Source organism: Enterococcus sp. E5-162, from assembly GCF_035725965.1.
GTDB lineage: Bacteria > Bacillota > Bacilli > Lactobacillales > Enterococcaceae > Enterococcus_B > Enterococcus_B lactis.
This window is the reverse complement of record NZ_JAPRFV010000007.1, coordinates 89005-104436: the sequence shown is the minus strand read 5'-3', so window position 1 is coordinate 104436 and position 15432 is coordinate 89005. Positions and strand designations below refer to the sequence as shown.

Annotated in this window: 14 protein-coding genes; 1 reads left to right on the top strand and 13 read right to left on the bottom strand. The window is 38.1% G+C overall.

Annotated elements, in window-relative coordinates; all coding sequences use genetic code 11:
- Window positions 1–7: 7 nt before the first annotated feature.
- The 6 genes from OZZ83_RS08555 to OZZ83_RS08530 form a co-directional block, all read right to left on the bottom strand.
- Window positions 8–1891, bottom strand: coding sequence for an ABC-F family ATP-binding cassette domain-containing protein (locus tag OZZ83_RS08555; protein WP_002309580.1), 1884 nt, complete (start codon window positions 1889–1891; stop codon window positions 8–10).
- Between the two features lie 158 nt (window positions 1892–2049).
- Entirely contained in the window at window positions 2050–4128 is a 2079-nt protein-coding gene (locus OZZ83_RS08550) for a cation:proton antiporter (protein ID WP_002309582.1), read from the bottom strand.
- Between the two features lie 12 nt (window positions 4129–4140).
- A complete protein-coding gene (locus OZZ83_RS08545; RefSeq protein ID WP_002290188.1) occupies window positions 4141–4416 on the bottom strand; it encodes a hypothetical protein in 276 nt (91 codons plus the stop codon).
- 465 nt (window positions 4417–4881) lie between these two features.
- Entirely contained in the window at window positions 4882–5337 is a 456-nt protein-coding gene (locus OZZ83_RS08540; protein WP_002290187.1) for a hypothetical protein, read from the bottom strand.
- Window positions 5338–5490: 153 nt separating this feature from the next.
- Window positions 5491–6699 carry a CCA tRNA nucleotidyltransferase gene (locus OZZ83_RS08535; RefSeq protein ID WP_002309583.1) on the bottom strand — a complete coding sequence of 403 codons (1209 nt, stop codon included), beginning with the start codon at window positions 6697–6699 and terminating at the stop codon, window positions 5491–5493.
- Window positions 6700–6809: 110 nt separating this feature from the next.
- A complete protein-coding gene (locus tag OZZ83_RS08530; protein ID WP_002309584.1) occupies window positions 6810–7142 on the bottom strand; it encodes a nucleotide pyrophosphohydrolase in 333 nt (110 codons plus the stop codon).
- 147 nt (window positions 7143–7289) lie between these two features.
- On the opposite strand from OZZ83_RS08530, the gene OZZ83_RS08525 reads away from it, so the two are divergent.
- Entirely contained in the window at window positions 7290–8165 is an 876-nt protein-coding gene (locus OZZ83_RS08525; protein WP_002309586.1) for a YitT family protein, read from the top strand.
- A gap of 81 nt (window positions 8166–8246) precedes the next feature.
- On the opposite strand, the gene OZZ83_RS08520 is transcribed toward OZZ83_RS08525, so the two are convergent.
- The 7 genes from OZZ83_RS08520 to cmk form a co-directional block, all read right to left on the bottom strand.
- A complete protein-coding gene (locus tag OZZ83_RS08520) occupies window positions 8247–8828 on the bottom strand; it encodes a ReoY family proteolytic degradation factor (RefSeq protein WP_002309587.1) in 582 nt (193 codons plus the stop codon).
- Between the two features lie 5 nt (window positions 8829–8833).
- Complete coding sequence (locus tag OZZ83_RS08515) at window positions 8834–10093, bottom strand: tetratricopeptide repeat protein (protein ID WP_002290180.1); 1260 nt, start codon at window positions 10091–10093, stop codon at window positions 8834–8836.
- A gap of 1 nt (window position 10094) precedes the next feature.
- Entirely contained in the window at window positions 10095–11141 is a 1047-nt protein-coding gene (locus OZZ83_RS08510) for a hypothetical protein (protein ID WP_104867277.1), read from the bottom strand.
- Between the two features lie 232 nt (window positions 11142–11373).
- Window positions 11374–11649, bottom strand: a complete 276-nt coding sequence (locus tag OZZ83_RS08505; protein WP_002290178.1) for an HU family DNA-binding protein — start codon at window positions 11647–11649, stop codon at window positions 11374–11376.
- Between the two features lie 242 nt (window positions 11650–11891).
- Window positions 11892–13202: a ribosome biogenesis GTPase Der gene (gene der, locus OZZ83_RS08500; protein WP_002290177.1), complete on the bottom strand. Its 1311-nt coding sequence runs from the start codon at window positions 13200–13202 to the stop codon at window positions 11892–11894.
- A gap of 181 nt (window positions 13203–13383) precedes the next feature.
- Window positions 13384–14613 (bottom strand): 30S ribosomal protein S1, encoded by a 1230-nt coding sequence (rpsA, locus tag OZZ83_RS08495; protein ID WP_002320679.1) that lies wholly within the window; start codon window positions 14611–14613, stop codon window positions 13384–13386.
- Between the two features lie 134 nt (window positions 14614–14747).
- Entirely contained in the window at window positions 14748–15428 is a 681-nt protein-coding gene (gene cmk, locus OZZ83_RS08490) for a (d)CMP kinase (RefSeq protein WP_278023703.1), read from the bottom strand.
- Window positions 15429–15432: the final 4 nt, after the last annotated feature.

Genomic DNA, 15432 nt, shown 5'->3' with positions numbered 1-15432 from the left:
TTTCCTCCTAATCTTCTGCCCATTCACTCAAATATTCCCAACGTGCCATTTTTTCTTCAAGTTGTGCTTCTGTCTCAGATACGTCGTTTTGCAATTCCTGTAACCGAGTGAAATCATCTCCTTGATGATTCATCTCTTCTTGGAGTAATGAGATTTTTTCTTCAAGTTCTGCAATATCCTCTTCAATCGTTTCCCATTCTTTTTGCTCCATATAAGATAATTTTTTCTTTCCAGCAGGTTCCTTGCTCTGTGTTTTTGGCTTCACTTTTTCAGCAGGCTGCTGGAGTTCTTTTTGCTTCAGCAAATAACTGGACATGTTTCCATAATAAAGTTCTTGTTTTCCGTTTCCTTGGAATACCAATAGCTTATCTGCTACCTTATCCAAGAAATAACGGTCATGGGAAACAGTGATCACAGCACCTGGGAAACTTCTGAAATAGTCTTCCAAAATCGTCAATGTTGCTATGTCCAAATCATTGGTCGGTTCATCCAATAATAACACATTGGGTTGTTGGATCAGCAGTTTCAACAAAAACAATCGCCGTTTCTCTCCACCTGAAAGTTTACCAATCAGTGTCCCATGCATAAATCTCGGAAATAAAAATCGTTCAAGTAATTCTGCTACCCCGATTTGACTGCCATCAACCGTTTTTGCTTCTTCAGCAGCTTCTTGCAAGTAAGCAATCATCCGTTTATCTGGCGCCATTTCTTCATTTTCTTGTGTATAATACGCAAGCCGAACCGTTTCACCGATAGAAATTGTACCGCTATCCAGAGGAATTCTGCCAGCTAGAATATTAAGCAATGTCGATTTCCCTGCCCCATTTTTACCAGTAATTCCTAGCCTTTCCCGAGATTGGATCAGCAAATCTAAATGTTCTAGCAGTGTTTGGTCATTTATACGGTAACTGCCATCTTTGATTTCCAATACTTTTTTTCCTAAACGTTGTGTCGCTAGATTCAATTCTAAGTCATCTTCTTGGTTTACTTGATATAAATTCTCCTTTAGATCTTCGAAACGGTTAATTCGTGCTTGCTGCTTGGTACCACGAGCTTGCACTCCTGCCCTCATCCATGCTAGTTCTTGCTTATAAAGTCGCTTGCGCTTTTCTTCTTGTTCTACTTCTACACGATCACGTTCTGCTTTTTCTAAGACGTAAGCTTCATAATTTCCTTTGTACTCGTATAATTTTCCAAATGAAAGTTCGAAGATCCGGTTTGCTACTCGATCTAGAAAATAACGATCGTGAGTAACCATCAATAGAGCGCCACGGTATTGTTTCAAATAGTTTTCCAACCACTCGATTGCTTGATAATCCAAATGGTTTGTTGGCTCGTCTAGTAATAGTAAATCGGGTTCATCAATCAGCACTTGAGCTAAACTAACTCGTTTTTTCTGTCCACCCGATAGCGTATTGATTTTTTTATCTAATTCACTGATTCCTAATTTTTGCAAAATAATCTTCGCATTGGTATCTGTGGTCCAAGCATCTTCTTTATTCATTTGTTCTTCTGCTTTAGCATAACGTTTTTGCACATTAGGGTCTTCTCCATTTTCCCCTAGTTCGATCAATGCTTCCTCATATGCTCGAACAGTTTGGATCAAGGGACTGTTTCCCTGAAAGACTGCTTGGAGAACAGTTAGTTCATCAGAAAATTCAGCTGCTTGAGAAAGATAACCTATACGGTAATCAGTTGGATAAAACACTGTTTGCCGATCGCCATCGCCGCTATCGATACCAGCAATAATATTTAAGAGACTTGTTTTACCCGTCCCGTTCGTCCCAATCAACCCGATACGGTCTTTTTCGTGGATCAAAAAAGAAATCTGGTCAAACAAATCTTTTTCACCATAAGTTTTTTTGAGGTCAGTTACTTTTAATTCTTTCAACGTGTTCCCTCCTTATCTTGGATATTGTATCATAAAAATAGTGAACTTCAGGAAAATTTTTTTCGAATTTGTTCTTTTTGTGTTCCAAAAAAAGAACAGGACCGATCTGATCCTGTTCTGACATGTTTTGTTTTTATCGTTCTTGAAAATCTATTTTTTTATTTCGTTGCGCTCGATTTTTTTGACTTTGCTCGAAACGCAAATCGGAAAGAAAAGTTATCTGACGGTTTGTTCATCGTGTAAGATTCTAACAAATTGATATTCCTACGGTAGCTATTCGCAGAAAACGTCGTGATTTTCTCAGCAACTTCGTATTCATCGATGATTTTTCTTTCAAGATAGTAACCTCTCAGCATTTTTTTCGTAAACAGGTTATCTTGCTGGATCATCCACGAAGAAATCAAATTCCCCGAGCTCATTTTTATTCCCTCAAGTTTGCGTTGCTGGATAAAAAATTGAAGCATTGTTTCATCATAAATATCAGTCAAGTTATCTAAACTTTCAATAATCAATTGTGTATTTTTTTGATATGTCTCCCTGATTTCTTGGATATCTTCATCACTAATAAATGTCTGACGATCCGCATACCTTCTTTGCCAAAACATTTTTGGGTGGAGAACGATTCGCATCAACCTACGGACAACAATGAACCAAAAGCCGATAAAAGATAAAAATTGACTGGTGATCGAATGTTCGAACCGGGAAAGAAAACGGGAATAAAAGCGATAACCATTAGAAGAAAGTTTACCCGAACGATAACTTTCATCTAATCCGTCGCGTTCGATCGACAAAATCAGTGCTTGTATTTCTTGTACTTCTTGCTTTTCATCATCGGTTAAATCTTCCAAGTACAGATCACGTATCCGTTCCTGGTAATTTTCTATCACTGCTTCAGTGGCTAAAAATTCTTTTGTATCACGATCAATTTCCTTTATTTCTTTTCGCAAAACTTCAACGACCTCTTCTAAGATCATCAAAGCATTCAAATCCGTGCTTTTCGCTTCCTCTGTTTCCGTCAGCATAGGCAAGACAATGATCCCTATGACCAAAGTCACTAAGATAACACCGGCCGTCAAAAACAAAAGTAAAGATCGCTGGTAAAACATCATATTATTGATTGAAAAGGGCAAAATAAAGATCGTAGCCAAACTGACTGTTCCCTTTACACCGCCAAATGTCAAAATCAAGATCTCGTTCAACTGTTTTTTGAACTTTTTACTGCCATCTTTGAATACATAAAAAAGACTGATGGAAATGAATCTAATCACAAAAAGCATAATAGAGATCAATACGATAATTGCTAACAAAAGACCATTTGGATATAAACCGTCTCCCCATACCGGCGAGAATACTTGTGTCAGTTCGATTCCTAAGAATATAAACACTAATGCATTCAGTGTAAAAGCAATAGTTGTCCATGTACTGTGGGACAAACTCGACAACTCTGCATCAAACACGGTGATTCTCCTAAAACCAGAAGCTTGGAGAATACCTGCTGCCACCGCAGCAATGATCCCAGATACATCAAATGCCTCTGCCAAGACATAGGCTAGAAAAGGAAGCAAAAGTTCGATTAGCAGATACCCTGTGACATCTTGTGCCGATGCTTTTTCAATCAAATGGATTATTTTTTGTTTGAACCAGACAAGCAAAAAACCGATCAAAGCTCCACCAATACTGGAGACCACTAAACTCACCCCAGCGTTTACTGCGGAAAAAGAACCGGTGATTAGCGCACCAAGAGCAAACTGGAAGGCAGTAACGCCAGATGCGTCATTCAACAGGCCTTCTCCTTCTAAAATATGCATTGCTTTCTTAGGAATATTCACCCGTCCAGAAAGCGAACTGACTGCTACCGCATCTGTCGGACCTAACGCTGCTCCAAAAGCAAAGCAGGCAGCAAGAGGGACACTTGGCAACAGGAATGACAACGTCGCACCTACGCCGACAAGGGTCAAAATGACTCCGCCAAATGCCAAGAACAGAATCGTCCCGAAATTTTTGAGAATCGAAGAAATATCTGCTTTTTCTCCTTCTCTAAATAACAATGGTGCAATGATCATAACCAAGAACAATTCAGGTTCAAAATCAACTGATTGTCCCCACTCTGTCAGACCTAATACCACTCCAAGGAAAATTTGGATCAGTGGAGCTGGGATCATTGGCAAAATGCGGCTAGCTATGTTCGATAAGGTGATCGTTACTGCAAATACAATAACTAACTCAGCAAATTCCATCGTCCATCCCCTTTACTTTTTATTTTGTGTAAGCATTTTTAAAAATTGTTCTTTTTTCTTTAAAATTTTGGTTTCAACTACTTCAACTTGTGTTTGATTTCCCTCTAATTCACACTGTACACGTTTTGACTCCAAACGAAGCAGATCATGTTTCAGACGTTCCAACTGACGATACATCAATATATTTCTTTTACGCAACTTACAAAGTATTTGACGGCGGTCATCCATCGAAAGGGCGCCATAGCGATCATGCAACAGTTTTTTTTGTTGTTCAAAACTTTCTCTCATTTTCTAGATCTCCTATACACAAACTTCCATCATTATAGCAAAGTTCTCTTTGAATGAAAAATATTTCATTGTTTCATCGTTTATTGCTAGTTAGAAATTTCCATAAATTTTTCAACGCCTCATTCTATTCCAAATAGTCTCAGATATCAAGTAAAACTTAAGAAAGATAAAAGTTTCTAACAAAAATAATATTTGTTTTTTTATCATATCCTCCTTGTTCCTTTGTCACAACAAAAAAAAGACTGTGACAATATTTTTGTCACAGTCCCTTATTCTGAATAAATGGTGTTCTAGAGACAGCCTATTAGCCATAAGGCACGATTTTGTAAAAATATGAGAAGCTATTTTTCAAAAATCACTTCTTATCGCTCCTGCGGTTACTCGTCGCAATTTCTTTGTTAGAGTTCTCATCATCGCTCAAGGCTGAATGTCTCTTTCACAACCTCATTTTTGCGTAAGATCAATTTATTCGAAAAATTCTCCGTATACATCTTCTACACGTTGGTCTGGGTTGATCACGATGTACAAGTTACCTGTTTTTTCGCTGATTTTTGTAGATTGGTATTGATTGTCTAATCCTTCTGTTCCTTTATCTAGATATGGGAAGTATACAAGATCAGGTGTTCCATTGCGGTAAAGGATTTCCATTCGTTCGATATCTTCGTATTTCAATGCACGATTAAACATGCCCATTTCCAGTCCACCTAAGTTGATATCATGTGTCGCAACTGCGTCCCCCTCATGGAAAATTTCGATTTTAAATCCAGCACATGGATGGATTTCAACAAATTCACTGCCGTTGATCCGTCCAAAACTTGTTGTGATTTGTTTGATCCAAAGATCGCCGATGTGACGGCGGTTAATCGTCCATGTTTCTCCATTTCTAAAATAAAATTTTAGCGCTGTCATTTCTTTACTCATTAAAAAGACTCCTTTATGATGTAATTTATTCTTGTACTTTCTCAGTTTAGCACAAATTTATGTAAGTGGTCACATTTTATGTTTTTTCTTCTAATGACGTATCTGCCCAGTTTAAGTAGCTAGCCAAGCTGAGCAGATACAGTCTAGCGTTTTTTAAATCAATTTTTCTTTCGATAAAAAATCCAAAACCTGTTTTTTATCATTTTCTATTCTTTGTTCTACGACAGCTTTTTCAGCTGATTGCAAAGCTTCACTAACCCACTTACCAGGTTTTTTTCCACTTTCTTCCAGCAAGATTTTACCATCTACAGCTAATTCGCTTAATGACTTGATAGGTAAACGATCATAGGATTCTTCTACGACATCCATCTGTGGTGTTTCATCAAAATAAGTCATTAATTCTTCTACTTGCAATGCATGCTTTTTGCCTAAGAAGTATAATTCGAACGGTTCTAAAACTCCAGTTTTTCGTTGACGCAGTCCTTGAACAAGTGCTTGGACATCCTTGATCATTTGATTGGAACACTTCCACGATTTCAAAAAGGAGCGAATTTCATTTTCTTTTAGATCCAGTTGACTGATTAATAATGTCCATGCTTGACTCTCTTCTTTCAATGGAACGGAAGGTAATTCAGCAAAACGTAAAAGTGCTTCACCTTCTTCTCTCAAACCAGGGCAGCAAATATAACATTCTGTTTCAATGAATGCATGGATTCCTGCAGACCGTTCATTTCCCAAAAGCATCTTGATGAATTCCACATTTATACGTTCTACAGATATTTTGCCTAATAGCTCGTGGTTTTCTTTGATGGCGTAGAAGGTTTCTTCCTCTAATTTGAATCCTAATTGACTGACAAAACGCAACCCACGCATCATTCGCAAGGCATCTTCATGGAACCGCTCATGAGGATTGCCTACAGCTCGCAAGATTTGTTCTTCTAAATCTTGCAGACCATCGAACAAATCGATGATTTCGCCGTCTTCTTTCAAAGCAAAGGCATTGATTGTAAAATCTCTTCGTTTTAAGTCTTCTTCCAACGAACGAACGAATTCTACATGATCTGGTCTGCGGTAGTCTTGATAAGTTGATTCCGTCCGAAATGTAGTGATTTCATATTGTTCATCGTTTTCTAATACCAATACAGTCCCGTGTTCAATCCCGATATCTATCGTTTTTGGAAAAAGCTGTTTGATTTCTTCTGGAAATGCGCTTGTTGCGATATCCACATCATGGATCGGCTGGTTCAGCAAGATATCACGAACACTTCCACCTACAAAATAAGCTTCATATCCTGCATTTTCTAATTTTTTCAGAACTGGAATTGCCTTTTGGTATTCCAGAGGTAATTGTTTTAATTTCATTTTTCCAACCTTTCCTGCGTGTTTCTTGTACTGAGATAAGTACTCAGTTGCATGATGCCTGATTGATAAGTCCGTTTTAGTAGCTTCAAAGCACAAACCACTTTATTTTTTTACTTGTCCTTACGTTCAAAGCGGTTATGGTCTCTTTGATTGAATTTTTCCATATTTTTTTCAAAAACATCAGTTAAGTCGATATTCAATGAATTAGCCATGATCATCGTAACGAATAAAACATCTCCAAGTTCTTCTGCTACCGAGTTATCTGGTTCCGAAGCTTTTTTGCTTTTTTCTCCATAAGCGTGGTTGACTTCTCTGGCCAATTCACCTACTTCTTCCGTTAATCGAGCCAGTTGAGCTAATGGAGAGAAATACCCGACCTTGAATTGTTGGATATATTCATCTACTTCCTGCTGCATACTGTATAAAGAACGTTTTTCATCCATCTTTTTCCCTCCAAAACTATCTTACCAAAACTTTAACGCAAATCCTAGATAAGAGCAATTGAGAAAAACGAATTTCCGTGCTACATTTAGGAAGGAATTTCTAAATGGAGATTCTTTGAAAATACATAATTGAAAGCTGGGATTCATATGGCTACACGGAAAACAGTAAAAGAAGTACTTTTTATTATTATAGGAACGAGTATTTACGCATTTGGACTTGTTTATTTGAACATCGCTAATCACTTAGCAGAAGGGGGCGTCTCAGGGATCACCTTGATCTTGAGAGCTTTATTCGGAATTGATCCAGCTTATACGACTTTATTAATTAATATCCCGTTGATTTTACTAGGGGGAAAGATCCTCGGAAAACGTTCTTTAGCCTATACTGTTCTAGGTACACTCTCTTTGTCATTCTTTTTATGGATTTGGCAACGGGTTCCGCTAGAAATTAATTTACAGCATGATCTACTGATCGTTTCTCTACTTGCGGGTTTGGTTGCAGGGGTAGGAAGCGGGATCGTCTATCGGATGGGTGGAACAACAGGCGGAAGCGATATTATCGCTCGGATTTTAGAACAAAATTACGGCATCTCCATGGGACGTTCCCTATTGGCATTCGATATCATCGTCTTGCTTGCTTCCTTAACCTATATCGACTTGAAACGCATGATGTATACGTTGATCGTTTCGTATGTTTTCAGTCGTGTGATTGATTCGATCTTAGATGGCGGATATTCTGCAAAAGGTCTACTTGTCGTCTCCAACAAAAGTGAAGAGATTGCACCGCTACTGATGACCGGTCTGCAAAGAGGTGTGACTTTCCTTTCTGGAGAAGGCGCATTCTCTGGTAATTCAAAAAAAATCATCTATATGGTCGTTAGCTCTAGTGAATTAACTGAAGCTAAGAGGATCGTCCACGAGATTGACGAAAAAGCTTTCCTTTCAATCATCAATGTGCATGAAGTGGAAGGGCAAGGCTTTACTTATTTGAAGCCACAGACAAGATTACTGAAAAAACTATAAGAAAAAAGACAAAGATTGGCTATGAGGAAAGATTCCACATCCAGCTGACCTTTGTCTTTTTTAGTACTATACTGTTTTTAACTAATTGTTATGTTCACTTACCCGGTTACTTTTCTTTTGTGTCTGCAAAAGGATCTTTCGGTTAACTTCATCAGATAATTTCAAAAAAGCATCCCTATCTCCATCTTCTAGCGCTTGATCGATTTGAGCATAAAGCATATTTAGTTTTGCTGCTTCTTCTTTTTCTTGAAAATATCGCTCGATCAATTCAGTATCTTCTTCACTAACAGAAGCATCCCAAGAAGAAAATGGATTATCTTCTAAGATCGATAGATATTCTCTTGTCTGCCAAGCATTCTCAAATAGACATTCCACATATAAGGGTTTCTTCCAATTCAATCGGATCTCATGAAAAATCTGATCTGTATCCGTAAATTCTTTTCCCTGCAAAAACAATTTCATTGGTTCCCCTTCAACAGATAGATCACTGATTTGCAGACCTCGATCCGCAAAATTTGCCCCTTCTACAAAGTGGACATTACTTAAAATCGCTTCATGATTGGCAAGATAATTCAAGATCCAAAAAACTTCTCTTCGGCTAAAAGATACATGATTGACCATCCACGTTAAAAAATTCTTCTTTTCCCGTACATCAATTAGCATTTTTCTCACCTCTCTGTTAGATCATCTAATAATGACAGTGCCTCCATATCTCCTGGTTCAAGTTTTAAATAATGAGTCAATAATTCTTGCGCTCTTTTTAGCTGTCCTTCTTCTCTTAAGAAAAAGGCATATTCTTTCAAGAAATCTGGTTCATGAGATAGTTCATGATAAGCTTGTTCATAGTGTACAGCTGCAACGGTGAAGTCTTCTAATTCATTATAAGCATGCGCTAGATTCCATTCCGCATACGGATTAGCAGTTTCTTCCATCTGATTGATCACTTGTATCACATCTTCATATCTTTCATCATCCAAGTAAAGATTGCTTAAAGTAAGTAATGTTTCATCTTGTTTATCTCCTACTTCTAAAGCTTTCAGCAAGAGTTCCTCTGCTCGCTGTTTGTCGTGCAGACGAAAAGCATTTTCAGAGGCTAGATGATAAAGTTCAACTTGGTAAGGATTTTCTTTGATTCCTTCTTCTAACACTGTTTGCGCTTCTTCAACCATTTCTTCTTCTTGAAGAGCTTGTCCTAGATATAGATATAATGATTGATAATGTGGATTAACTTCTCGAAGCTCTTCCAGATAGTTAATTGCTTGCTGATTTTCTTTTAATTGGAGATTCGTAAAAGCTAGCTGAAACAGTCGATCATCTGTCTTTTCTTCTTTCAATGCTTCTTCTAAAGGTGCGATAGCTGCTTCAAATTCACCTTGCATGCTTAAGGATTGCCCTAAACGTTCTTGCATCGAGATTCCTGACATCTCGTTTATTCCACTTGCCAACAATGTTTCATAAATTACTGCTGCCTCTTTGAAACGATCGACTGAAAAATACAATTCAGCTAGTGCAAACTGGATCAATGGTTCATCCGGTAGCAACCCTGCCGCTTCTTTCAATTTTGCTTCACTTACTTCAGGAATCCCGATGACTTGGTACAAATCAGCTATCGCCAATAAGCTTTGCGGATAGTAATCACTTTCCTTATCCACTTTTTCCAAGTATTCAAAAGCTAGGTCAATCTCATTGTCTTCGATTGCAATTTCTGCTAGCGGGATGTTTAGTCCGTCATTTTCTGGATATTGGTTGATCAATTGTTCAAAAATCTGTTTTGCCTCAATCAAAAAGCCAATAGCTAGCAATTCTTCCCCTAGTTCAGCTAATATATCTGCTGGATCTTCCTTTAATGCTTTTTCTAAAAAGAGTTGTGCTTGTGCCAGATCTTCATCTGATAAAGCTTGCAACATTTTTTCGCTATTTGTATTCATTTCAATTCCCTCTTATCTCGCTGACGATTTGTTGAAATACCGTCATTGTTCTCAACAATTCTTTTTCGTTTGGTCGTTGGTATCCGTCTATTATACCTATTTTTTCTAAAACAAGTATTTTTTTGCTTTTTTCTGCCAAGAAAAGGACTTTTTCCAAATACTCCATCTTTGAAATCTGTTCCAACCATTGGATAGGATAGCCAAGCAAGTCTAGCCATACAAAAAAATTTTTTAGTTGGAAATCAAACGGATAGGCTTGGAGATTCCACACGAAATGAAACATCATCCCTAAGAATTTTTTCATACTAGCAGAAAGCAAGTGTCCATTTTCAGTCAGATAAAAAGCTTGTTCAAATAGTTTACCATAATTCGACAGATTTTCTGCCTCTAATTGATAAAAATAAATCATTTCTTCGATCATCCCGGCAAATGGCCGGGTCGTTAATTGCTTTTTATTTGGATAGTTTTTATACAAATTTTGTAAAAAACGGTGATCACAAATCATTCCGCAACAGATAAAAGTCAAAAAGTCAATCTGTTTTCCGTCCACTTGCCGCTCGCTGATCGTTTGATCATAAACGATGCGTTCTGGCATGTTGATGGTTTGTAGCACGACACGATTCGGTAGCTGCAAAATCGTTTGCTGTGGAGTTAATGCTCGGCTCAGCGAACGGATCGAGACAGGAATCAGCCAAAGTGATGAATCAAGGATTGTATGTTTTTGAAAAAAACCTGCCAGATCCATGATCCCTTCATTTCCAAATCCGATAACAAACATGGATTGATTTTCGGGATAGCGTTTGGTGAAATCAAGCAAGTTCTTCAATTCTGTTAAATGATTGCATTGAGTATTGGCACAAATGTACCAGTCATTATTTGCCTGATTTGCAAATAATGGGTTGATCTTATCTGCAAACAAATCATAATAACGCTGATTTGTTAAAAACAAGATGGGTTGATCGATCGAAAGTGCTCTTAGTTGACTGACAAGCGTTTCTCCGTAGAACACTTTTGTCAATGCTTCTTCTACTTGATAATCAAGTTCCATGCGCATCCCTCCTCTTCTTATTTTTATTTTACCATTAGTAAGCAAAATCTAGAAAAGATAAGGGCAAAGTCCACCTCTTAACTTGGAAATAAATAAAAATTAAATAAAATACATGTGTTTTTTATGTATGACATACGGATTCGAAATTTTTGTCTCTTAATTGACTTTTTCTGCTAGGAAATAAAAAGAAAAGCACTTGTAGCCTTAGAGCCACAAGCGCTTTTTTACTGTCTTATTTAACAGCGTCTTTTAATGCTTTACCTGGTTTGAATGCAGGTACTTTGCTAGCTGGAATTTCGATTTCTTCACCAGTTTGTGGGTTGCGACCTTTGCGAGCTGCGCGTTCGCGAACTTCAAAGTTACCAAAACCGATTAATTGAACTTTTTCGCCGTTAGCTAAAGCATCTTGAATAGTTGAAAATACAGCATCTACTGCTGCAGTTGCATCTTTTTTAGTTAAATCAGTAGCTGAAGCAACTTTTTCGATTAATTCTGCTTTGTTTGCCATGGATAGATTCACCTCCTCCACAAGAGATATGATAGAAATATCATTTAGTTAAAACTTTCTGAGTGGTCCAGAAGTTTAAAAAGAAATATTGATTAACTTCAATATTCTGTTATCACGATATCATATGAACCGCTTAATAGCAAGGTTTTTACCAATTTTCATATGCTTTTTTTAGTCATAGAAACGTAACAAACAAAACTATCTTTTTCTTTTGAAAAAAAAACGTTGATATGGTAAAATGCCTATTTTCTTCTACGAGGGATGATTCGAATGGATGTCCCTTCAAAAGTAAATGCTTTTCTGATTTGATTTTCTAAGAAACGCTCATAAGAAAAGTGCATCAATTCCTCTTCATTGACAAAAACAACAAATGTAGGCGGTTTGACAGCGACTTGTGTAGCATAAAAGATCTTCAGCCGTTTTCCTTTATCTGTCGGTGTTGGATTGATGGCTACAGCATCCATAATGATATCATTCAAAACAGCAGAAGAGATACGAAGATTCTGGTTCATACTTACTTGTTCGATCATTTCAGGAAGACGTTCCAACCGTTGTTTAGTCACTGCAGAAACAAAGACGATCGGTGCGTAATCTAAATATCGGAATTCATCACGGATCTCTTGTTCGAAATCACGCATCGTATTGGTTTCTTTCTTCACAAGATCCCATTTATTCACAACGATAATGACACCACGACCAGCTTCATGAGCGTAACCCGCTACTCGCTTGTCTTGTTCTCGAATCCCTTCTTCCGCGTTCAGTACCATCAAAACGATGTCAGAACGGTCGATCGCACGCATCGCACGCATCACGCTGTATTTCTCAGTATTTTCATATACTTTTCCGCGTTTACGCATGCCGGCTGTATCGATCATCAAGAATTTCTGTCCACTTTCAGAAACAAAGTGAGTATCGATTGCATCCCTTGTCGTTCCTTCAATATCCGAAACAATCACCCGTTCTTCTCCTAAAATCGCGTTGATCAAAGAAGATTTACCAACATTTGGGCGACCAATCAAACTAAACTTGATCGTGTCGTCATCCTCTTCTTCAGTCTCTTCAGAGAAATACTTCACTGCTTCATCTAAAATATCGCCAATTCCTAGTCCGTGGCTTCCTGAAACAGGATAAGGATCGCCTAGTCCTAAAGAATAAAATTCATAGATATCATTTCTCATTTCCGGATTATCTACTTTATTGACTGCTAAAATCACTGGTTTATTACTTCTGTATAAAATTTTCGCAACCATCTCATCTGCGTCTGTCACGCCTTCGCGTCCGCTGACGACACAGATGATCACATCTGCTTCTTCAATCGCGATTTCTGCTTGATGTTTGATCTGATCCATAAAAGGTTCATCGCCAAGATCAATTCCGCCTGTGTCGATCACGCTAAATTCTCGACCTAACCATTCGCCTTTTGCATAAATACGATCACGAGTTACTCCAGGAGTATCTTCGACAATCGAGATACGCTCACCAGCGATGCGGTTAAAAATCGTAGACTTACCGACGTTCGGGCGGCCAACGATTGCAATTGTTGGATTTGCCATATTATTTCCTCCTCACAAGTTTCCAATCTCACTTAGTTTAACGAATGCAATGCCAACTTTCAAGCATAGATTGTCAATTAAACGAAGTATTTTTATTCCTTAATGAAATACTAACCGCTTTTCAAAAGAAAAACTGAGACAAAAGCAGCTGCTTTCATCTCAGTCACAGATACAAAATCAATTATTTTTCAGAATCATCGGTTGCTTTTTCTTCTACTTCTTCTTTCAACGCATCCCCTAAAATGTCTCCCATAGTGAATCCAGTATTTTCTTCTGGTAATTCATAAGACTCCACATTTTTTGGTTCTTCTTCTGAAGCTGGTTTTTCTTCTAAAGCTTTGATACTCAATGCAATACGATGTTCTTCTGGATGGATCTCCAATACTTTCACTTTCACTTCGTCGCCTTCATGAAGTACTTCGTGAGGTGTGGCGATATGTTTATGTGAGATTTGTGAGATGTGGACTAGCCCTTCTACTCCAGGGAATACTTCAACAAAGGCACCGAAACTTGTCAGACGTTTAACAGTTCCGTCCAATACTGCTCCAACTGGGGCTTTTGTATCGATTTCTGACCAAGGTCCAGGCTGTGTATCTTTGATTGACAAGGAAACACGTTCTTGTTCAGGGTTGATAGACAACACTTTAACGTTTACTTCATCATTAACAGCTAACACATCACTTGGTTTTGCTACATGACTATGAGAAATCTCTGAGACATGGACTAGGCCGTCAATTCCGCCTAGGTCGACAAATGCCCCGAAATCAGTAAGACGTGCGACACGTCCGCTAAGAACATCGCCCTCATGAATCGTTGAAAGGATTTCTTTTTTCTTTTCTTCTCTTTCATTTTCAACTACCGCTTTGTGCGATAAGATCAAACGATTTTCTGATGGTTCGATTTCAATGATTTTAAAACTCAATGTTTTGCCTTTATAATCTGAAAAGTCCGCAACAAAATGATCTTCCACCATTGATGCAGGGACAAAACCACGCACACCGACGTCAACGACTAAACCGCCTTTGACAACATTTGTAACAGGTGCTTCAATTACCTTGCCGTCTTGGAAATCTCTTTCGATGTCTTCCCAAACTTTTTTAGCATCTAAACGGCGTTTTGAAAGAAGATAGCTGCCGTTTTCTTTATCTTTGCCGATCGTACTGATAACAACTAAGTCTAATACATCGCCGACTTTCACTACTTCGTTGATATCTTCTACTGGTAAAGTTGATAATTCTTTTGCTGGAACGACGCCTTCAACTCCGGCCCCTTCGATTCCGATAATTACTTGTTTGTCTTCGATAACCAAAACTTCGCCCTTAACAACATCGCCAACTTTTACTTCTTGGACGCTTTTCATTGCGTCTTCCATTGACTGGTTGTTCTCTTGATTTTGATCAAATTCTGTCATAACACTTGTCCTCCTAACCAACATTCTGCCGTAAGTACGGTACTGTTTTTAGTTTAATTGATTATTCAAAAAAAATAAAGCGATTTCGTTCGTTTTCCTTGAAAAAACAATTGTTTTTCAGTTTTTTTCTTCATTTAAAAAAGAAGATATCCCTTTTCCAAAACGACGGCTTTTATCGCTGCAACGACTTCTGGAATGGATTTGCCGGTAGTATCAATACGAACAGCGTCCTCTGCTTGCTGCAGCGGAGAAACTTCCCTTGTTGAATCATAATGGTCTCTTGCCTGTATCTCTTTTGTTAATGTTTCAAGATCAGTTGGGATCCCCTTTTCTTGGTTCTCTTTGAATCGTCTTTCTGCACGCTCACTTACGCTTGCTACTAAAAAGATTTTTACTTCTGCATTCGGCAATACAGCTGTCCCAATGTCTCTTCCGTCCATCACAACGCCACCGCGTTCGCCTATTTTCCGTTGGATAGCAACTAGTTCTTCTCTTACTTTCCTATGAGCAGAGACTTCTGAAACAGCTTTTGTGACATCTGGCTGACGGATTTCTAGTGTGACGTCTTTTGATGCTGTGAATACATGCTGCCCATCTTCTTGTTGTGAAAAAGAGATAGGATACTTTTTGATCAGTGAAACTAGTCCTTCCTCATCTGAAAAAGATACATTATTCGTAATAGCTAGATAAGTTACTGCGCGATACATGGCACCGGTATCCGTATAAATATAATTTAATTCTTTTGCTAAGATTTTGGCAACGGTGCTTTTTCCAGATGAAGCAGGTCCGTCGATTGCAATACTGATTTGTGTCATGATA